Here is a 20,043-nt window from a genome sequence, read left to right as displayed (position 1 = left end):
TCGCTTCTCCCTTAAAGCTTGGCTGGTGCGGCTGGCTGCATGTCACTGGCGTGTTTCTGCACGTACTGTGTCAGAACGCGCAGCTGTTCCTGCGTCAGCGAAGTGCGTGGAGCCATACCTTTAATTACGCCGATCCACTGGTTGGCGTTGAAGCGATCGAGGGCTGTGAGGCCGTGACAACCGGTGCAGTTGGCCGACATCATATCTGCCGTGTAGCGCCAGATCTTTTGCTGATCGTCGATCAGTTGTTTGCGTGGCAGCCAAACTTGCAGAGAAACCTGATGCCATACCAGACCGGTTTCGGCATCGGTCATGGTGGTGCCGGTTTTCAGCAGTTTGCGAGCGTCTTCACCCAGCAGCACGCTGAGGATGCGCTTGCCCTGCGCGGCGTAGAACACTTCAGCGACACCGTCTTGCTGCCAGCCGGTGACGTTGGCCAGCACTTTGTCGCCTTCCTGTTTCACCACCTGCACTTCGGTGGATGGCATCAGGTTGCCGGCATTGTGGCTGTCGTCCGGTTTGAGGAAGAAGGGTTCTGTGGCAATGGTGTACAACGTGGTGGCGGTTGGCGAGGTTTCAGCGGCGGCTTTCGCCAACTCGGCGGCACCAGCCTGGGCTGCACCGCTCATGTCCGGCAGGATATGCGCGACCCCTTTATGGCAGTCGATACAGGTTTCACCCTGTTTGATGGCCACCGGATGTTGGATACGCGCTTCAGGCCGTTGGGCGGTGATGTCCATTGCGTCAAAGCTGTGGCAAGAGCGGCAGGTGGCGGAGTCGTTTTCTTTGAGCGTTTTCCAGACCGACTGCGCCATGGCCAGCTTGTGCGCCTCGTATTTCTCAGGCGTATCGATGGTGCCCACCATCTCGCCATAAATGTCTTTTACCGCGCGGATTTTGGTCCACAGGTAGTCGAGGGGCTCATGGGGAACGTGACAGTCGGCACATTCAGCGCGAATGCCCTTGGTATTTTGGAAGTGAACGCTGCCCTGATATTCGGCTAGCGGTTGTTGCATTGTGTGGCAGGAGACGCAGAAGGCGGTGTCGCTGGTTTTATGGAATACGGTGGCGGTACCCGCCAATAATGCTGCCCCGAGGATAATTCCGAGCAGCAAAATCCACAGCCATCCCCAGCGGTGCTTTTTTATCAAGCCAGTGAGTTTATTGGTCATATTGAATCCGCTTATAATTATGAAATACCAAGGAAAACCTTGCCAAAAAAAAGTGCCGGACGAGCGCCGACATACCTGAGGAAGTATAGGTACTATTGGTAAAGTCATCTAATACTATAGGGGTATTTTTAGAAGAAAAATGGTCGTTCGGGGGATTTTTCAGCGTTATATTCTGGGTTATATAACGCATTTTTCATGTGGATTTATCAGACTATGAGCGAGATCACGGAAGGGAGAGAGAAACCGTGATTGAAAACAGCTATTTTGCCGGTAGGTAAGTTTGGCCCGTCAGCCACAGATGAATGGCATTACGGCTGGCTTCAAAATGCGGTTCAGGTAATGCCTCCGGCAGGCACCAGCGCCATTCGGCACATTTTTCCGGCTCTTTCAGCTCGGCTTCCCCGCCAGGATGGGGCGTCAGCAAACAGATGGAAACCGTATGCTTTCCCTCGGCGCGCCAGGTTTGCAGATTATTGCTGATGCCGACAAAGCTCGGTGGTGCGATGATCAGCCCGGTTTCTTCGGCGATCTCACGCTGTGCGCACTGTTCAAAGGTTTCGCCGGCATCCAGATGCCCGCCGGGGATGGACCAGAAGGGGGCGTGCTTGCCGCAGCGTTTGCCCAGCAAAATTTCCCCTTGTTCATTGACAATGATTACGCCTACGCCCGCCACTACAGTCATGTTTCCCTCCGTCAGCAAAATTTCAGCACAGTATGTCATTTTAGCGCTGCAACGGGTAACCCTTCTGGAAAAGTGTGCGTAAGGTCAAAAATCTATCACGTCAAAATTGAGAAAACTTGCTTTCGTTCATGGGGCCTTACACACTCCTTGAAACGTTTCAGCGTTATGGGCGCGATAATGTCGTACCGGTAACGCTCCTTTTTCCCAACGAAGCTGAAACGATTCAATTCAGCAGGAGAGGAGAATCATGTTCCAGTTGTCACAGCAAGATATTCACCTGGGTGCTACCGCGAGTAACAAACAGGAAGCCATCCGTCAGGTGGCTGCCGCACTGACCGAGGCCGGCTGCGTCAGCGCGCCTTACGTGGACGGCATGTTGCAGCGTGAGCTGCAAACTTCCACTTATCTTGGGAACGGTATCGCCATCCCGCATGGCACTACCGATACCCGCGATCTGGTGCTGAACACCGGCGTGCAGGTGTTTCAGTTCCCTCAGGGTATCGAGTGGGGCGAAGGCCAAACTGCTTACGTAGTGATCGGCATTGCCGCACGTTCCGATGAACACCTGGCGCTGTTGCGTCAGTTGACCCACGTTCTGAGCGACGACAGCGTAGCCGAACAGCTGGCGAAAACCACCTCGGCAGAAGAGTTACGCAGCTTGTTGATGGGCGAAAAGCTGACGGCGGAATTCAAGTTCGACGCTTCCTTGATTGCGCTAGACGTGGCCGCCGACAGCCTGATGACGCTGCAGGCGCTGAATGCGGGCCGCCTGCAGAAAATTGGTGCGGTTAACGCTCAATTCGTCAGCGACGTCATCACCCGCAAGCCGCTGAATCTGGGGCAGGGCATTTGGCTGAGCGACAGCACCGAAGGCAACTTGGCTAGCGCGGCTACGGTAAGCCGTCCGGCGCAGCCGTTTGACGAAGAGGGCGAGCAGGTTGCGCTGTTGCTGACGCTGTCGGTGGCTGACCAGCAGCCGCTGGCGGTGCTGAATTACCTCAGCGATCTGCTGTTGGCGAACAAAGCTGAACGCTTGCTGAACGCGGATGCCGTCACCCTGTTGGCATTACTGACCAGTGAGGTGGAAGAAGAAAACACCACGCTGAGCGCTGAGTACGTGATCCGTAACGAACACGGCCTGCATGCCCGTCCGGGCACGGCACTGGTCAATGTGATCAAGCAATTCAGCAGTGAAATTACCGTCACTAACCTGGATGGCAGTGGCAAACCGGCCAACGGACGTAGCCTGATGAAGGTGGTGGCGTTGGGCGTGAAAAAAGGACATCACCTGCGTTTTACCGCCAAAGGTGAAGATGCTGAAACGGCGCTGAAGGCGATCGGTGAAGCGATTAACGAAGGACTGGGCGAGGGCGCAGCATGAGCAGAAGAGTAGCAACAATTACCTTGAATCCGGCTTACGATCTGGTGGGCTTTTGCCCGGAGATCGAGCGCGGTGAAGTGAACCTGGTCAAAACCGCCGGCCTTCACGCCGCCGGGAAAGGCATCAACGTCGCCAAGGTGCTGAAGGATCTGGGTATTGATGTGACGGTGGGCGGATTCCTGGGAAAAGACAACCAGGACGGTTTCCAACTGCTGTTCAGCGATCTGGGCATTGCCAACCGCTTCCAGGTGGTGCCGGGACGCACCCGTATTAACGTCAAACTGACCGAAAAAGACGGTGAAGTCACCGATTTCAATTTCTCCGGTTTTGAAGTCAGCGGGCAGGACTGGGAACGTTTCGTGACCGATTCCCTGAGCTGGCTGGGCCAGTTCGACATGGTCGCGGTCAGCGGCAGCCTGCCGGCGGGGGTCGATCCCGACGCTTTCACCGACTGGATGATCCGTTTGCGCGCCCAGTGCCCGTGCATCATTTTCGACAGCAGCCGTGAAGCCCTGGTTGCCGGCTTGAAAGCGGCGCCGTGGTTGGTGAAACCGAATCGCCGCGAGCTGGAAATTTGGGCCGGGCGTCCGTTGCCGCAGCTGGCTGACGTGGTCGAAGCGGCGCATGCGCTGCGCGATCAGGGCATTGCCCACGTGGTTATCTCCCTCGGTGCCGAAGGCGCGCTGTGGGTCAACGCGTCCGGCGCCTGGATTGCCAAGCCACCGGCCTGCGAAGTGGTCAGCACCGTGGGTGCCGGCGACTCGATGGTCGGCGGCCTGATTTACGGCCTGCTGATGCGTGAATCCAGTGAACACACTTTGCGTTTGGCCACCGCCGTGGCTGCGCTGGCGGTAAGCCAGAGCAACGTTGGCGTGACCGACCGTCCACAGCTGGCCGCGATGATGGCGCGTGTCGATCTGAAACCTTTTAATCAATAGCAGGAGGCAGAATGAAAACACTGCTGATGATAGACAATTCGCTGGGGCAGGCACGTAGTCACCTGGCGAAACGCATGCTTGGCGCTGCTGCGGTGAAAACCGGCCTGACGTTGGTTGAGTCAGCCGCCGACGCTGAACTGGTGGTGGTGGCAGGGCAAACTTTACCTGCTGACGCCGCGCTGAACGGCAAACGGGTTTATGTGGGTGACGTGGCGCATGCGGTGCGTGAGCCGGAAGCCTTCCTGGCGCAGGCGATAGCCGAAGCGAAAGCCTATCAGGCACCGACCGCGGCAGCCGTCGAACCGGCTAAAGCCGCCGGTCAAAAACGTATCGTGGCGATCACTGCATGCCCTACCGGCGTGGCCCATACCTTTATGGCGGCCGAAGCCATTGAAAGCGAAGCCAAAAAGCGTGGCTGGTGGGTGAAAGTTGAAACCCGCGGCTCCGTCGGCGCCGGCAATGCCATTACGCCAGAAGAAGTGGCGGCGGCCGACCTGGTGATCGTGGCGGCGGACATTGAAGTGGATCTGGATAAGTTTGCCGGCAAGCCGATGTACCGTACCTCTACCGGCCTGGCGCTGAAAAAAACGGCGCAGGAACTGGACAAGGCGCAGGCCGAAGCCGAGATTTTCCAACCGCAAAAAAGCGGTGCGACGGCCACCGCCGGTAAGAAGAAAGAGAGCGCCGGCCCGTATCGTCACCTGTTGACCGGCGTGTCTTACATGCTGCCGATGGTGGTGGCGGGTGGTTTGTGTATCGCACTGTCGTTCGTGTTCGGTATCAAGGCATTCGAAGTCAAGGGCACGCTGGCAGCGGCGTTGATGCAGATCGGCGGCGGCTCAGCCTTTGCGCTGATGGTGCCGGTATTGGCCGGTTTTATTGCCTTCTCGATCGCTGACCGTCCGGGCCTGACGCCAGGGTTAATTGGCGGCATGCTGGCCGTCAGCACCGGCGCCGGTTTCCTCGGCGGTATCATTGCCGGTTTCCTGGCGGGCTATGTGGCCAAATTTATCAGCACCAAACTGCGTCTGCCGCAGAGTATGGAAGCGCTGAAGCCGATCCTGATCATTCCCTTGGTCGCCAGCCTGATTGTCGGCTTGATCATGATTTTCATCGTCGGTACGCCGGTAGCGAAAATTATGGAAGGCCTGACTCACTGGCTGCAATCACTGGGTACCGCCAATGCGGTACTGCTGGGGGCGATCCTCGGTGCCATGATGTGTACCGATATGGGTGGTCCGGTTAACAAGGCGGCCTACGCTTTTGGTGTGGCGCTGCTGAGCTCGTCGGTATATGCCCCTATGGCGGCCATTATGGCGGCCGGTATGGTGCCACCGCTGGCGATGGGGCTGGCAACATTACTGGCGCGTCGCAAGTTCGAGAAGTCCGAGCAGGAAGGCGGTAAAGCAGCGCTGGTGTTGGGCCTGTGCTTTATCTCCGAAGGCGCCATTCCGTTCGCCGCCCGTGATCCGATGCGCGTGTTGCCATGCTGCATCGCGGGCGGCGCATTGACCGGCGCACTGTCGATGGCATTCGGCGCCAAGCTGATGGCACCGCACGGTGGGTTGTTCGTTCTGCTGATCCCTGGCGCTATCACACCGGTGTTGTTGTATCTGGTGGCGATCGTTGCCGGTACGCTGTTGGCGGGGGTGTCTTACGCACTGCTGAAACGCGCTGAAGTCCCTGCGGCTACGGTAGCGTAACGCTGGCGCAGGCAATAAAAAACCGGAGCTCAGGCTCCGGTTTTTTATCTGGCAATTACTGCTGCGCCTTCAGCCAGGCGATCTCTTCCGCCCAGATATCCGGGTTTACGGTTTCCAGGATCAGCGGGATATTGTTGAAACGATCGTCACGCATGATATAGCTGAATACTGTTTTACCGATATTGCCTTCACCCAGGCTGTGGTGACGGTCGACGCGGCTGCCAAACTCGCTCTTGGCGTCGTTCAGGTGCATGCCGCGCAGGTACTTGAACCCCACGATGTCGCCGAGCTCTTTAAACGTCTGCTCGCAGGTTTCTTCGGTACGCAGATCGTAACCGGCGGCAAAGGCGTGACAGGTATCGATGCAAACGCCGACGCGGCTCTTGTCTTCCACGCCATCGATAATCGCCGCCAAATGTTCAAATTTGAAGCCCAGATTGCTGCCCTGACCGGCGGTGTTTTCGATAACCGCCGTCACGCCCTCGGTCTTGTCCAGCACCATGTTGATGGATTCAGCGATGCGTGCCAGGCATTTGTCTTCCTCAATTTGCAACAGGTGGCTGCCGGGGTGGAAGTTCAGCAGGGTCAGCCCCAGTTGTTCGCAGCGCTGCATTTCATCAAGAAAGGCTTCGCGGGATTTTTCCAACGCCTCGGTCACCGGGTGGCCAAGGTTAATCAGATAGCTGTCGTGCGGCAGGATTTGCCCTGGGCCGTAGCCGTACTGCGCACAGGCGCTTTTAAACTTATCGATCACGTCGGCAGGCAGCGGGGCGGCCTTCCATTGACGCTGATTTTTAGTGAACAGGGCGAATGCGGTCGCCTCCAATTCGTGCGCGCGGATAACCGCCTGATCCACGCCGCCTGACGCGCTGACATGTGCACCGACAAACTTCATTTTCATTCTCCTGTGTAATCGGCGTCATTATGGCATTGATAGCGGAAGGATTGAATGGCAGGAAAAGCGCAGGCCCGCGGTTACGGGCCTGAAGGGAAGCAAATCAGATAAAATACTGCACCAGAAGGTTAATGGCGCCGCCGCCAACAATCAGCCAAACGAACAGCAGCGTGGCGAGCAGGATTGGTTTAACCCCGGCCTGGCGCACCGCGCTGATGTGGGTGGTCAACCCCAGTGCCGCCATGGCCATCGCCAGCATCCAGGTATCGGCGGTAATCAGGTGTTTTACCAGTGCCGCAGGGATCAGGTCGAATGAGTTCAACCCGGCAACGGCGATAAACAGCACCGCAAACCACGGAATGGTTATCGCGGATTTTTCCGCCTGGCTACCGGTGCTTCCTGCGCTACGGCTGCGGCTGATGTAGCCTGAGAGCAGCAGCAGGAAAGGGGCCAGCATCATGACGCGGATCATTTTGGCGATGACCGCGGCGTTTTCAGCATCCGGCCCGATAGCGTGCCCGGCAGCGACCACCTGCGCCACTTCATGAATGGTTGAACCGGTAAAGATGCCGAAACTTTCCTGATTAAACGGTAGCCACTGGAAATGCTCGTTCAACTGATACAGCCACGGATAAGCGAAGATCGCCAGCGTACCGAAGACCACCACGGTACTTACCGCCACCGCCACCTTGTTGGAGTCGGCTTTCAACACCGGCTCGGTCGCCATCACGGCCGCCGCGCCGCAAATGCTGCTGCCGGCGCCGATCAGCATCGCGGTCTGGCTGTCGATACCGAACACTTTTTTACCCAGCCAGCAGGCGAGCAGGAAAGTGGTGCTCAGGGTCAATGCATCAATGATGATGCCGGTGGTGCCTACGTCAGCAATTTGCTGAAACGTCAGGCGAAAACCGTAAAGGATAATGCCCAGACGCAATAAACGCTGTTTGGCGAGCTGAACACCGCCGTGGCAGCTCGGCTGTAGCCAGGGATACAGCGTATTGCCGACTAAAATACCGAGCAAAATCGCCAGCGTCAGCGCGCCCAGTCCCAGCCCGGCTACCCAGGGAATATCACCTACCCAGACCGCCAGCGCAGTGATGGCACCGGTTAGCAGCAGCCCCGGCACCAGCCGAGGTAGACCGAATAGCGGAAATTGCCGCGTTGGAAAATCGTGTGTGGTATTGGTCGCCATAAGTCAGCCCTTGTCATCAAATCCTTGAGCCAAAGACTACGTGCTGGCGACATAAAAGAGAAATTGATTATATATTTATAACCTATCTGAATAAGTGGTTAGTCTGCAGCCTGAAGCATGAGTGGCCCCCATGTCGATTTCTGCAAACGTGATAACCTTAGTGTTATTCACCCTGTGCGTTGCTGCCGGCCAGTGGCGCAGATTTAGCATTAGTTTCAGTGGCTTTACTGACAGGCCGCTTTTTTGTATATCGAGAAGTTTATGCATATCACCTTACGTCAATTGGAAGTTTTTACCGAAGTGCTGAAAAGCGGTTCGACCACGCAGGCCTCGGTAGTTCTGGCGTTATCGCAATCGGCAGTCAGTGCGGCGCTGGCCGACCTCGAAGGGCAGCTGGGCGTGCAGTTGTTCGATCGTGTCGGTAAACGTCTGGTCATCAATGAGCATGGGCGGCTGCTGTACCCGAAGGCGCTGGCGTTGCTGGAGCAGGCCGGAGAGATTGAGCAACTCTTCCGTCATGACGGTGGTGCGCTGCGTATAGCGGCCAGCAGTACCATCGGCAACTATATGTTGCCGGAGATGATTGCCCGTTATCGGCAAGATTTTCCCGCCACGCCGCTGGAGCTCAATGTGGGAAACAGTCAGGACGTGATTGTCGCGGTCGCAGATTTTAGGGTCGATTTAGGCCTGATCGAAGGCCCTTGCCATATGCCAGAGCTGGTCACCCAGCCGTGGCTGGAGGATGAGCTGGTGGTGTTCGCTGCACCGGACAATCCGCTGGCGGGCCAGCCTTTAACCTTGGCGATGTTGGCGAATGCGCCGTGGATCCTGCGCGAACGGGGCTCGGGCACGCGTGAAGTGTTGGATCATCTGTTACTGGCGCATCTGCCGCACTTTCAGCTGGTGATGGAGCTGGGGAACTCGGAAGCGATCAAACATGCGGTTCGCCACGGCATTGGTATCAGTTGCCTGTCGCGGCGGGTGATAGGCGAACAGTTAGCCAGCGGCGCGCTGGTGGAACTGCAGCTGCCGTTGCCGCCCTTGATGCGAACGCTTTATCTGATCCATCACCGGCAAAAGCACATCTCCAATGCCCTGCAGCGTTTTCTCAGCTACTGCACGCTTGCGTCCTGAAAATGCCTCCGTAAGCAGAAACGAAGCATAAAAATCTGCACCCTGTCACATTAATGACAGTAAGTAAGGCCTAGAGGGCCGTTGCTAATAATTAGCCCTGAATTATGAAGCTATCTTATATCAGTGCAATGTTACTAGTTCGCCGGCGGGTATTTGTTACAATCCGCCCTTATTTTTTTTGACCAGCAGATAGGGTAAGAATGGCTCAGCAGGATATAAAAACATCGGGGCAACCAGCACCCGGATTGCGGCGCGAGCTGAAAGCGCGGCACTTAACCATGATTGCTATTGGTGGTTCTATCGGCACCGGTCTGTTTGTCGCCTCTGGGGCGACCGTTTCGCAGGCAGGCCCAGGCGGGGCATTGCTGTCTTATGCGTTGATCGGGTTGATGGTGTACTTCTTGATGACCAGCCTGGGTGAACTGGCAGCCTTTATGCCGGTGTCCGGTTCTTTCTCCACCTACGGCGCCAAATATGTGGAAGAAGGCTTTGGCTTCGCGCTGGGTTGGAACTACTGGTACAACTGGGCGGTGACCATCGCCGTTGACCTGGTAGCGTCGCAGTTGGTCATGACCTATTGGTTCCCGGATACTCCGGGTTGGATCTGGAGCGCGCTGTTCCTGTGCCTGATGTTCCTGTTGAACTACATTTCGGTTAAGGGTTTCGGCGAAGCAGAATACTGGTTCTCACTGATCAAAGTGACCACTGTCATCATCTTTATCGCCATTGGCGTGCTGATGATTTTCGGCATCCTCAAAGGGGGCGAGCACGCGGGGTGGCAGAACTGGACCATCGGCGACGCACCGTTTGCCGGAGGGTTCTCGGCGATGATAGGCGTGGCGATGATTGTCGGCTTCTCGTTCCAGGGTACCGAGCTTATCGGCATCGCGGCCGGCGAATCTGAAAATCCGGGCAAAAATATCCCGCGCGCGGTGCGTCAGGTGTTCTGGCGTATCCTGCTGTTCTATATCTTCGCGATCCTGATTATCAGCCTGATTATTCCTTATACCGATCCGAGCCTGCTGCGCAATGATGTGAAAGACATCAGCGTCAGCCCGTTCACCCTGGTGTTCCAGCATGCCGGTTTGCTGTCGGCGGCGGCGGTGATGAACGCGGTGATCCTGACGGCGGTATTGTCTGCCGGTAACTCCGGGATGTACGCCTCAACCCGTATGCTGTTTACTCTGGCGTCGGAAGGCAAAGCGCCGCGTATCTTCGCCAAACTGTCGAAGGGCGGGGTGCCACGTAATGCATTGTATGCGACGACCGTGGTTGCGGGCCTGTGCTTCCTGAGTTCGATGTTCGGCAACCAGTCGGTTTACCTGTGGCTGCTGAACACCTCGGGTATGACCGGCTTTATTGCCTGGTTGGGGATTGCTATCAGCCATTACCGCTTCCGTCGTGGCTATATGATCCAGGGGCATGACCTGAACGACTTACCTTACCGTTCCGGCTTCTTCCCGCTGGGCCCGATCTTTGCCTTTGTGCTGTGCCTGATCATCACGTTGGGTCAGAACTATCAGGCATTCCTGCAAGATCGAATCGACTGGTACGGCGTGACCGCGACCTACATCGGCATTCCGCTGTTCCTGATCATTTGGTTCGGTTACAAGCTGACGCGCGGCACCCGTGTCGTGAAGTACAGCGAAATGGAATTCCCGAAAATGGACGTGAATTAACGTCTTGTATGAAACGCGGCGGGAGCCCGCCGCGTTATCCTTATCCCCTGACTAGCTATTCCTTCCCTTTTACCGTCAGCGCCCGCTGCGCCGCGGCCATCAAACTGTCAACCGATTGATAATCCTGGGTTAACGCCAATACGCCGGTATTGAGCTGCAGCGATACCTCACCGAATGCGCCAAAAGCGTAGGGGGCTTCCAGTGCCGGAATGAAGCGTGCCAAAAATTCACCTTCGGAACCGTAAGGCAGGTCGTGAACCAGGATCAGAAACTGGCCGCCGGTATAGCGGCAGACAAAATCACTGGGGCGCACCAACATTTTCAGGCGTTCGCCGATGGTGCGCAGCACGTCATCGCCGATCTGCACGCCGTGGCTCTGATACAACGCCGCCAGCGGGGTAAAGTCGAAAATAAACAGATGGGAAAGCGGATGCACCGTTGCCGAAGGACGACAAATATCCTGCATCACGGCTTCACCCCCTGCACGGTTGAGGAAACCGGTCAAATGATCCTGATGGGCGGCTTGCTGTTTTTCCGCGCTCAGGGTGACGCGCTCAGCGAGCTGACGATGATAAGACGTGGTTAACCCATGGGCCAACACTAGCCACAGCGGGATGATATCCGCCAATAAAAACAGGTTTTGCACGCGTGACAGCGGCGCGGCCAGTAAATAGGGCAGCGTCAGCACCATGATTTCCAGCAGGGCAAAACGCGGTGCTGCGGCATGGCGTTGCATCAGCCAGAAGGCCAGTCCGGTAATCAGCAAGCCGGCAAACAAGATGAGCACCATGCGGCCAGAAAGCATGGCCATCAGGGCGACAGCGCCCACCAGTGAGCACCACAGCAGTACCGTCACCAGCATCGCGTTGGGCCAACGGAGCGGGTTGGCTCGCGCCAGCCACCAACGTCCGCCGGTCAGCAACAACAGCAGCAGCAACAGACCCACGCCGATCGCCTTGTGGCTCAGCCAGATATAGCCCAGCAGCAGCAGCGCCACCCCGGCGGCATTCAACCATGGCGTGGCGGGAGAAGGCACCAAGGTAAGCCGCATCTGGCGTTGTAATTTGGCGTCATCAGCCAGCCGTGGGCTTTGCACCAGCCAGTGCAGCAGGGCGGGTTTTTTAGGCGTTAACGCAGGTGTTCGACTTCTCATTGCAGCCTCTTTGATAAGGGTCCCGAAAATCGGCCCTAAATATCCGGCCCGGCGCGGGCGCCAGTGACCAGTCAGGATTTGGATTCTATGTGGTTTTATTGCAATTTGTCACAGCTGTGCAGAGTGGGGCGATATTTTCGGAATTGTTAACCCTGGGCACTGCGGCGAGGGTATGGCAAGGGGGCGGTTAATAACGTTATAAAATAAAGTGTTACATCTTTATATGGCAGGTAATAGCTATTGATATGATTGATAAGTATTATCGTTTGCTTTATTGTTAGCGGCTGCTTATTCCGTTCAGGCGGCCGTTTCCGCGCCGCTGTGGTCATTGTCGTAACAGGTATCCGAAATAATGAGCGTATCCACCGATCCTATGCCTGACGCCAAGGGTAAACCCGACGTCAACGCCATGGGGCGTTATCACCATATTCTCCGCCACCGTTTATTGATGATGGGGGTGTTGGCACTGGCGATTATGGGTTCGCTGCTGCTGGATTTTACCATGGGCCCATCCGGGCTCTCTTTGTCTTCCCTGTGGCAAACCCTGATTGATCCTGCGGCGGCCGACGCCGGCACGCGGGTTATCGTCTGGGATATCCGCCTGCCTTACGCCTTGATGGCGGTGGTGGTGGGCTTTGCGCTTGGCCTGGCCGGTGCAGAAATGCAGACCATCCTCAATAACCCACTGGCCAGTCCCTTTACCCTCGGTGTCTCTTCTGCCGCGGCTTTCGGTGCGGCGCTGGCTATCGTGTTGGGGATTGGCGTTCCGGGCATCCCCGATCAATGGTTTATTTCCGCTAACGCGTTTATTTTCGCCCTGTTCGCCGCATTGATGTTGGACGGCATTACGCGTTGGACACGGGTGGCCACCTCTGGCGTGGTGCTGTTTGGCATCGCGCTGGTGTTCACCTTTAACGCCCTGGTTTCCATGATGCAGTTTATTGCCAGCGAAGACACGCTGCAGGGGCTGGTGTTCTGGACTATGGGCAGCCTGGCGCGGGCTTCGTGGGACAAACTGGGCATTTTGCTCGGCGTATTCGTCGTGCTGCTGCCATTGTCGATGATGAGCTCGTGGAAGTTGACCGCGCTGCGCTTGGGGGAAGATCGGGCGGTGAGTTTCGGTATCGACGTGCGCCGTCTGCGCCTGACGACCCTGTTGCGCATCAGCATTCTTTCCGCGCTGGCGGTGGCCTTTGTTGGGCCTATCGGTTTTATTGGGCTGGTGGCGCCACACATCGCCCGAATGATCTTCGGTGAAGATCACCGTTTCTATCTGCCGGCCAGTGCGTTGATTGGCGCGCTGGTACTGTCGATGGCCTCCGTGGCGTCGAAAAACCTGATCCCGGGCATTATCATTCCGGTGGGCATCGTTACCTCGCTGGTGGGCGTGCCATTCTTCCTGAGCATTATTCTGCGTCATCGGGGGAATGTATGAATCAGGGATTGCGTATTGAAGGCTTCTCCGCTGGCTACCCCAAGCGTCAGGTTATCAGCAACCTGGCGGTTCCGATGCTGCCGCGCGGGCAAATCACCGTGCTGCTGGGGCCGAACGGCAGCGGTAAGTCAACGCTGCTGCGCTCGCTGGCGGGTTTAAACCCTGCACAGGGGAAATTGTGGCTGGACGACATCGATTTGATGCAGATGCCATTCGCCCGCCGTGCGGAGAAGGTGGTGTATCTGCCACAGTCATTGCCAGCCGGTGTGCATCTGCACGTGCTGGAATCGATCATCGTGGCGCAACGCGCTTCGGGCGGCCGCAGCAATGCCGGCAGCGAGGCTGAGGTGATGGCGCTGCTGGAACAGCTTGGCATTGCCCACCTGGCGCTGAGCTATCTCGATCAGCTTTCCGGCGGACAGAAACAGTTGGTGGGGTTGGCGCAGTCGCTGATCCGTCAGCCTTCGTTGCTGCTGCTGGATGAACCGCTGAGCGCGCTCGATCTTAACTATCAGTTCCACGTGATGGATTTGGTACGCAAAGAGACGCGCAAACGCAATATCATCACGGTGGTGGTGGTGCATGACATCAATATAGCGCTGCGTCATGGCGATCACGTGCTGATGCTGCAGGATGGCGAATTGATTGCCGACGGTGCGCCGGAAGAGGTGATCACGCCGCAGAGTCTGGCACGGGTGTATGGCGTTCGTGGGCGCATTGAGCGTTGCTCGCAGGGAACGCCGCAGGTGCTGATTGACGGATTGGTGAACCAACCGTCGATTTGATCCCTGGTGGATAGCAAAAAACCCGGCACTTCACAGCGCCGGGTTTTTTATTACTTCTTGTTCAGCGCCTCGGCGACGCGTTCGACGATATGCTGGCTGGTGATGATGCCGCCGGAAAGATAGACCTCAGCCGCCGGCAGATAAACCACCTGACCTTTCTTGACCGCTACGGTATTTTTCAACGCCGTGGTGGTGAGGATCTTCTGCGGAGCTACCGCGTTCGGACGACCGGTGGCTGCATCGCGATCGATAATGAACAGCCAGTCCGGGTTCAACTGTGCCACTTGTTCTGGGGTGAGTTTATTGCCACGGACATCGGCGTTGTCGCTCTGCAGCGCAGACTGGAACCCGAGGGCGTCATAGGTAAAGCTGAAACGGCTCTTGGGCGCGTAGGCGCTGATTTTCCCGCCGGAGAACAGCACCACCAGGCCACGCCCGGCTTTGGCCACCTGCGGTTTGATCGCCGCAATCTCGGCGTCCAGTTTGTCTACTGCAGCCTGAGCCTGCGGCTGTTTATCGAATAGCTCACCCAGTTGCAGGGTGCGTTGTTTCAGGCTGCCCAGTTGATCCTGCGGATCGATTGCCATATTTAACGTCGGCGCAATGCCGCTGAGTTCGGCATAGGCCTTGGAGGAACGACCGGCGATCAGGATCAGATCCGGTTTGGCAGCGCGCAGCGTGGCCATATCCGGCTCAAACAGGGTCCCGGCATTGAGGTATTTGGCATTTTGGTACTGTTTCAGGCTGTCCGGCAGCATGGTGCGGTTGCCCGGCAGTGCCAGCGGCTCTACGCCCAGCAACTGCAATGTTTCCAGCGAAGCATAGTCCAGCACCACTACGCGCTGTGGGTGCTTTTTCACTTCGGTGGTGCCGTTCAGATGTTGAAAACTGACGGTCGCAGGGGCATCCGCGGCCGGTGTGCGAACCTTGCCGTTACAGCCGGCCAGCGCGATACAGGCCAGCAGGGCGAGAACCATAGGGGAGCGGCGTAATGTCATTGTGGCTTCCTTGGGTGAGAGAAATAAAAAGGGCGCGCAGCGCGCGCCCAAAGTGGCATCAGAAGTTGTAGGTCATGCCGACGGTGTAACGGCGGCCATCCAGCACGGTATTGTAGTTATCGTAATCGACGGTCTTGTCGAGGATGTTGTAAACCCCGCCGGTCACCATCAGATTTTTATTCGCCTGGTAGCTCAGGCCGGCGTCAACAAAGGTATAAGACGGCGTGCTCTTGGCCATCGAAGAACGGCTCATGTAGTCCGAAGTCTTGCTGCGGAAGTTAACGCGCGACCACAGGCTGACGTCATGCGTGGCCTGCCAGTCCAGGACGCTGTTAACCATATGCTTCGGCATTTGGTTCAGCGGTTTGCCCTGGAAATCCCCGCTCTTCTGTTCGGAGGTGGTGTAGGTATAGTTGGTGGTCAACTGCCAATCTTTGGTGATTTCCCAACCGAAAGTGGCTTCTACGCCGCGCATATTGGCTTTATCGACGTTGGTGCGGTCGCTGATAAAGTAATACGGCGTATTGCCGATCATGCACTGCGCGTCACCGTCGCCGCTGTCACAGCGACGCACTTCGGTGATTTTGTCTTTGAAGTCGGTGTTAAACAGGGTAACGCTGGCGTTCAGACCTTGCAGGTTATCCCACATCACGCCGATCTCTTCGCTCAGGCTCTTCTCTGGTTTCAGATCCGGGTTACCGATAATGATTGAAGTGCGGCCACCGCCGGTGATTTGCCCCCAGCCGGCAGAGGATTGGCGCAGATCCGGCGAGCGATAGCCCGCGGAGACGCCGCCTTTCAACGTAAATTGCTCGGTCAGGTGCCAGACGCCATACATGCGCGGCGTCCAGTGGTTGCCGTAGTTCTGGTCCTGATCCATACGGATACCGCTGGTCAGGCTGAAGTCGTTGGTCATCGCCCATTCGTCTTCGGCAAACAGCGCCCAGCTCCAGCGCGTCAGCTGGTTCAGCTTATCGGCTGCGGCTAACTGATTACCGCCATCACTCAATTTTTCGTAACGGTACTGGCCGCCCAGGTTCAGCATATGGCTGCCGAGATCAAACTGGGTTTGCGTATTGAAGATGGTGTTGTACATCTTCATATCGCGGCCCGGGTTGTTGGTCTCTTCGCGCTGAATATAACTGGTGGTGTTGCCGAAGTCGTAATAACCGTTGTGGGTTACCGCGTAGTTGGTACGGGTGTACAGGCTGTCGCTGGCACTGTTCGGCGTACACTTTTTGTTGCGGCAGTTTTCGGTCGCCATGGATTTGCCCGGCGTACTGTTTCGATCCTGCAAAGAGCGGCCGATTTCGAAATCGAAGTCGTTCTGTTCGTTTGGCGTCAGGCTGAATACCGCGGTGCCGCTGCGCATGCGCTGTTCATTGAAGCCGTTGAGGATTTGGTCCTCGGCGCGGCGCGACAGCAGGCCGTTGACCCGCAGGCCCAGCAGGCCTTCAATCAGCGGGCCGGAAGCGTAGGCGTTGGTCTGGAAAATATCGCCGGAATTGCTGTTTTCCTGGAAGGTGGCGTCACCGTGCAGTGAACCTTTCCATGCCTGAGTAGTGGAGGTTTTACGGGTGATGACGTTGATTACGCCGCCCATGGCGTCGGAGCCGTACAGCGAAGACATCGGGCCGCGTACCACTTCGATGCGTTCAATCGCTTCCAGCGGCGGCAGCCAGCCTTGCTCAATGCCTGCGTTGTCGCTGTTCGGGCGGGTGCCGCGGGTGTCTACGCGTTTGCCGTCGACCAGGATCAAGGTGTATTTGGAGGACATGCCGCGGATGCTGATATCGCTGCTGCTGCCACCGCCGGTAACAACGACGCCCGGCACGTCTTTCAACGCATCGGTAATATCGCGGTAGGCTTTGTCTTCAATTTGCTGACGTGGGATGACCGAAATGGACGCCGGGGAGTCCTGGATTTTCTGCTGGAAACCGGAAGCGGTTACCACCATGGTGTCCTGAGCGTCTGGTTGCGCAGCGACGGCGCCGGCGCTGGTCAATGTAGCAATGATCAATGCGGTTAATTTGTTATAACGTGGCTTTTCCATGAGGCAAACCTTTCCTGGTCTGATGTAAATCGACAAAGTGTCGTTTTAACGTGTTGAATAATAATTAGAAACTTGCCCCGTCATTGCGGGATTCGCCGTTTCGTCAGGCTATTGTAAGGATTTTCGACAAAATGTAAACGCAAATGATAATTCGTATCATTTGTATGTGTTTAGGCAGGGGGAATCATTAACCGTATGAATACAAGGGAAAAAGGGCGCAGCAGAATCTGCGCCGAGAGAGGGTGTCAGCGTTTCTGGATGTAGGTGATTGCCAGCGCCAGGGCCAACACCAAACCTTTGATAATGTCCATGGCATAGTAGGGAACGGAGAGCATCACCAGGCCGTTTTGCAACACGCCGAGGATCACCGCGCCCACCAGCGTGCCGAGCGCGTTGGGCTTGCCGGAGCCGGCCAGCGAGAAACCAATGTAAGCGGCAGCGACCGCATCCATCAGATAACCGCCACCGGCGTTCACCTGCGAAGAGCCGATACGTGACGCCAGTAATATGCCGCCAAGCGAGGCCAGAAGGGCAGAGATAACATAGGCGGCAACCCTGTAACGTACTGTGCGAATACCCGACAGGCGCGCGGCTTCCGGATTACCGCCAATGGCATACATGCGGCGGCCATGTTTGGTCAGCGACAGGAAAAGCTGCACCACTACCGTGACTGCCAGCATGATCAACACGATCACCGGCACCTGGCCCAGTGAGGAAAAGACCTCCGGGATCAGGCCTTCGGCCATATCGCCGTTCGGCAGCAGCATATTCTGGGTGATTGATCCGCCGTAGCTGTAGGTCATCGCCACGCCCTGGATCACAAACAGGCTGGCCAGCGTCGCCAGCATATCGGGGATTTTCAACACCACGATCAGGAATGCATTGAACAGGCCGACCAGGGTACAAATCAGTAACGTCAGCACAATCGCACCGGTGGTGCCGAAGCCGTACCAGACGAACAGCGAAACCACCAGGGCGTTGGCCAGTGAAGCGGTGGAACCAACGGAAAGATCGAAACCGCCGACCGACAGCGATATCGATACTCCGATGGCGATGACAGTGACGATGGCAATCGAACGCAGAATATTGATGATGTTGTTCGGATCGAGGAAGTTGTCCGACGCTATCCCGAACAGGGCAATCAGCGCGACAACGGTGAGTAACATCCCCCATTTGTAGAGAAACTCAAACAGCTGATGGCGCCAGGGTTGCGCAGTTTGCAGGGACAATTCTTTACTCACGCTGGGGTTCCTCCGGTGGAATACAGTAATAGGGTTTCTTCATCAATGTCGGCGGCATTCAGTTCCGCGACGACCCGGCCATCCCACAGCACACAGATGCGATCGCACAGGCCGACCAGCTCCGAGAACTCGCCGGAAGCATAAATAATGCCTTTGCCGTTGCGTGCCAGGCCGTCGATCAGGGTGAACAGCTCTTGTTTGGCCTTGATGTCCACACCTTTGGTTGGTTCGTCGAAAATCAGTACGCTAGCGTCGCCGCGCAGCCATTTGCCAATCGCCACCTTTTGCTGATTGCCACCGGAAAGCCGCGCCAGCTTCTGCTGCGGGCCGGAGGCGCGAATATTCAGGCGCTGCATGATGTCGCGCGCCCAACGCAGTTCCTGGCGGCGGCTGAATAGGCTCCAGCGGGAAAAGCTGTCGTCGGCGCTGACGCTCAGGTTCATCGGAATAGCTTCGTCGATAAAAATGCCTTCTTTACGCCGCTCTTCCGGCACCAGCGCCAGCCCTTGCTCGACGCTAAGATGTGGAGCGCGGGGGGCCCAGGGTTTCCCCAGCAGTTCACCCCGTTCAATTCGCGCCGGTGAGGCGCCAAATAACGCCTTGCACAGTTCGGTTTTCCCCGCGCCGGCCAGCCCGGCGATGCCAAGAATTTCCCCCTGATGCAGTTGCAGGCTGACGTCGCGCAGCTTATGGCGATCGTGCAGGCCTTCCACCCGTAGCAGCGGGCGAGAACCGTGCGGTGGGCGTGGGGGCGGGAAAATATCGTCCAGCCGGTGACCGAGCATTTTCTCGACGATCTGCTCGCCGGTCAGGCCCTGCATGGCATCCTCACTAACGTGACGGCCATCGCGCAGCACCGTCAGGCGGTCGCAAATTTCACTCAATTCGTGGATACGGTGGGAAATAAACACCACGCCGATACCTTCGGACTGCAGGCGGCGCACCACGCGAAACAGGCGTTCGCTTTCGGCGCGATCGAGCGGGGCGGTGGGTTCATCGAGCACCAGAAAACGACAGCGGTGGGAGAGCGCGCGTGCCAGCAGCACCTGCTGTTTTTCCGCCAGGGTGCACTCCGACAAACGCTGGCGCAGGTTAATAGTCAAATCCAGCTGAGTCAGTAGCTGCGACGCCTGGCGGTACAGTTGCGCCCAGTTAAGCAGATGGCCCGGTTCGTTCAGCCAATCGAGCATGATGTTTTCCGCCACGGATAGCGTGGGGATCAACGCCACGTCCACTTCCTGCTGCACCACGTGGATGCCGTGTTGCCGGGCCTGCAGCGGGGAATGAATATCCACTTGCTGGCCGTCGATAAAAATCTCGCCGCGATAATGGTCGTGCGCGCCGGAAAGGATCGCCATCAAGGTGGATTTTCCTGCCCCGTTGGCCCCGACCAATGCGTGTGTTGAGCCTCCTTGCAGGGTGAAATCGACGTTTTGCAGGGCATTGAAGCCGGCAAAGGCGATCGAGATATTGCGCATCTCGAGGCGTGAGGGCGTAGGGGTTGGCATAGTGTAATTAAAGACGTTTAGGTGTTTAGATGGCTAAAGTAAGTCTTTTGTAACACAGATTGCGTATTTCGCAACAAACTAAAAGGCATAACTG

Annotated in this window: 16 protein-coding genes; 7 read left to right on the top strand and 9 right to left on the bottom strand. The window is 56.9% G+C overall.

The features are described 5' to 3' along the window. Nucleotides 1-11 precede the first annotated feature (11 nt). Both EBA31_RS17600 and EBA31_RS17595 read right to left on the bottom strand, forming a co-directional pair. Nucleotides 12-1,172 (bottom strand): NapC/NirT family cytochrome c, encoded by a 1,161-nt coding sequence (locus tag EBA31_RS17600; protein ID WP_020827764.1) that lies wholly within the window; start codon nucleotides 1,170-1,172, stop codon nucleotides 12-14. A gap of 259 nt (nucleotides 1,173-1,431) precedes the next feature. Beyond that, nucleotides 1,432-1,854: an NUDIX hydrolase gene (locus tag EBA31_RS17595; RefSeq protein ID WP_122079870.1), complete on the bottom strand. Its 423-nt coding sequence runs from the start codon at nucleotides 1,852-1,854 to the stop codon at nucleotides 1,432-1,434. 247 nt (nucleotides 1,855-2,101) lie between these two features. Here EBA31_RS17595 and fruB point away from each other — a divergent pair, with 247 nt between their 5' ends. The 3 genes from fruB to fruA are packed head-to-tail and all read left to right on the top strand — an operon-like array spanning nucleotide 2,102 to nucleotide 5,876. Then, a complete protein-coding gene (gene fruB / locus EBA31_RS17590; RefSeq protein WP_122079869.1) occupies nucleotides 2,102-3,235 on the top strand; it encodes a fused PTS fructose transporter subunit IIA/HPr protein in 1,134 nt (377 codons plus the stop codon). Continuing rightward, the gene (gene fruK / locus EBA31_RS17585; protein WP_012145945.1) at nucleotides 3,232-4,173 is read left to right on the top strand and encodes a 1-phosphofructokinase; all 942 of its coding nucleotides are present in this window, start codon (nucleotides 3,232-3,234) and stop codon (nucleotides 4,171-4,173) included. The genes fruB and fruK overlap by 4 nt, the downstream gene beginning before the upstream one ends. Before the next feature lie 11 nt (nucleotides 4,174-4,184). After that, nucleotides 4,185-5,876, top strand: coding sequence for a PTS fructose transporter subunit IIBC (gene fruA / locus EBA31_RS17580; RefSeq protein WP_122079868.1), 1,692 nt, complete (start codon nucleotides 4,185-4,187; stop codon nucleotides 5,874-5,876). A gap of 55 nt (nucleotides 5,877-5,931) precedes the next feature. Here fruA and nfo read toward each other — a convergent pair whose 3' ends face one another. Next, nucleotides 5,932-6,771, bottom strand: a complete 840-nt coding sequence (nfo, locus tag EBA31_RS17575; protein ID WP_020827759.1) for a deoxyribonuclease IV — start codon at nucleotides 6,769-6,771, stop codon at nucleotides 5,932-5,934. A gap of 103 nt (nucleotides 6,772-6,874) precedes the next feature. After that, on the bottom strand, nucleotides 6,875-7,963 hold the full coding sequence (locus tag EBA31_RS17570) for a YeiH family protein (protein ID WP_020827758.1): 1,089 nt from the start codon (nucleotides 7,961-7,963) through the stop codon (nucleotides 6,875-6,877). Nucleotides 7,964-8,224: 261 nt separating this feature from the next. Between EBA31_RS17570 and yieE the strand changes: the two genes are divergently transcribed. Together yieE and EBA31_RS17560 are read left to right on the top strand one after the other, a co-directional pair. Then, nucleotides 8,225-9,097 (top strand): DNA-binding transcriptional regulator YeiE, encoded by an 873-nt coding sequence (gene yieE, locus EBA31_RS17565; RefSeq protein WP_041415520.1) that lies wholly within the window; start codon nucleotides 8,225-8,227, stop codon nucleotides 9,095-9,097. 200 nt (nucleotides 9,098-9,297) lie between these two features. Next, nucleotides 9,298-10,776: an amino acid permease gene (locus EBA31_RS17560; protein ID WP_041414759.1), complete on the top strand. Its 1,479-nt coding sequence runs from the start codon at nucleotides 9,298-9,300 to the stop codon at nucleotides 10,774-10,776. 55 nt (nucleotides 10,777-10,831) lie between these two features. On the opposite strand, the gene EBA31_RS17555 is transcribed toward EBA31_RS17560, so the two are convergent. Beyond that, a complete protein-coding gene (locus tag EBA31_RS17555; protein ID WP_122079867.1) occupies nucleotides 10,832-11,929 on the bottom strand; it encodes a diguanylate cyclase domain-containing protein in 1,098 nt (365 codons plus the stop codon). A gap of 352 nt (nucleotides 11,930-12,281) precedes the next feature. Between EBA31_RS17555 and EBA31_RS17550 the strand changes: the two genes are divergently transcribed. Both EBA31_RS17550 and EBA31_RS17545 read left to right on the top strand, forming a co-directional pair. Beyond that, nucleotides 12,282-13,364: an iron ABC transporter permease gene (locus EBA31_RS17550; protein ID WP_020827754.1), complete on the top strand. Its 1,083-nt coding sequence runs from the start codon at nucleotides 12,282-12,284 to the stop codon at nucleotides 13,362-13,364. Beyond that, the gene (locus EBA31_RS17545; RefSeq protein WP_020827753.1) at nucleotides 13,361-14,149 is read left to right on the top strand and encodes an ABC transporter ATP-binding protein; all 789 of its coding nucleotides are present in this window, start codon (nucleotides 13,361-13,363) and stop codon (nucleotides 14,147-14,149) included. Before EBA31_RS17550 ends, EBA31_RS17545 begins: the two co-directional genes overlap by 4 nt. Before the next feature lie 50 nt (nucleotides 14,150-14,199). Here the strand turns inward: EBA31_RS17545 and EBA31_RS17540 are convergent, their stop codons facing one another. From EBA31_RS17540 to EBA31_RS17525, 4 genes are all read right to left on the bottom strand, one after another. Next, nucleotides 14,200-15,147 carry a siderophore ABC transporter substrate-binding protein gene (locus EBA31_RS17540; RefSeq protein WP_122079866.1) on the bottom strand — a complete coding sequence of 316 codons (948 nt, stop codon included), beginning with the start codon at nucleotides 15,145-15,147 and terminating at the stop codon, nucleotides 14,200-14,202. Nucleotides 15,148-15,205: 58 nt separating this feature from the next. Next, the gene (locus EBA31_RS17535; protein ID WP_020827751.1) at nucleotides 15,206-17,200 is read right to left on the bottom strand and encodes a ligand-gated channel protein; all 1,995 of its coding nucleotides are present in this window, start codon (nucleotides 17,198-17,200) and stop codon (nucleotides 15,206-15,208) included. A 245-nt stretch (nucleotides 17,201-17,445) separates the two neighbouring features. Beyond that, nucleotides 17,446-18,441 (bottom strand): ABC transporter permease, encoded by a 996-nt coding sequence (locus EBA31_RS17530; RefSeq protein WP_020827750.1) that lies wholly within the window; start codon nucleotides 18,439-18,441, stop codon nucleotides 17,446-17,448. Beyond that, entirely contained in the window at nucleotides 18,438-19,949 is a 1,512-nt protein-coding gene (locus EBA31_RS17525) for a sugar ABC transporter ATP-binding protein (protein ID WP_122079865.1), read from the bottom strand. The genes EBA31_RS17530 and EBA31_RS17525 overlap by 4 nt, the downstream gene beginning before the upstream one ends. Between the last annotated feature and the right edge of the window lie 94 nt (nucleotides 19,950-20,043).

Source organism: Serratia sp. P2ACOL2, from assembly GCF_003691565.1.
GTDB lineage: Bacteria > Pseudomonadota > Gammaproteobacteria > Enterobacterales > Enterobacteriaceae > Serratia > Serratia liquefaciens.
Note: the sequence above shows the minus strand (reverse complement) of the source record. Positions and strands in the feature narration are given on the sequence as shown.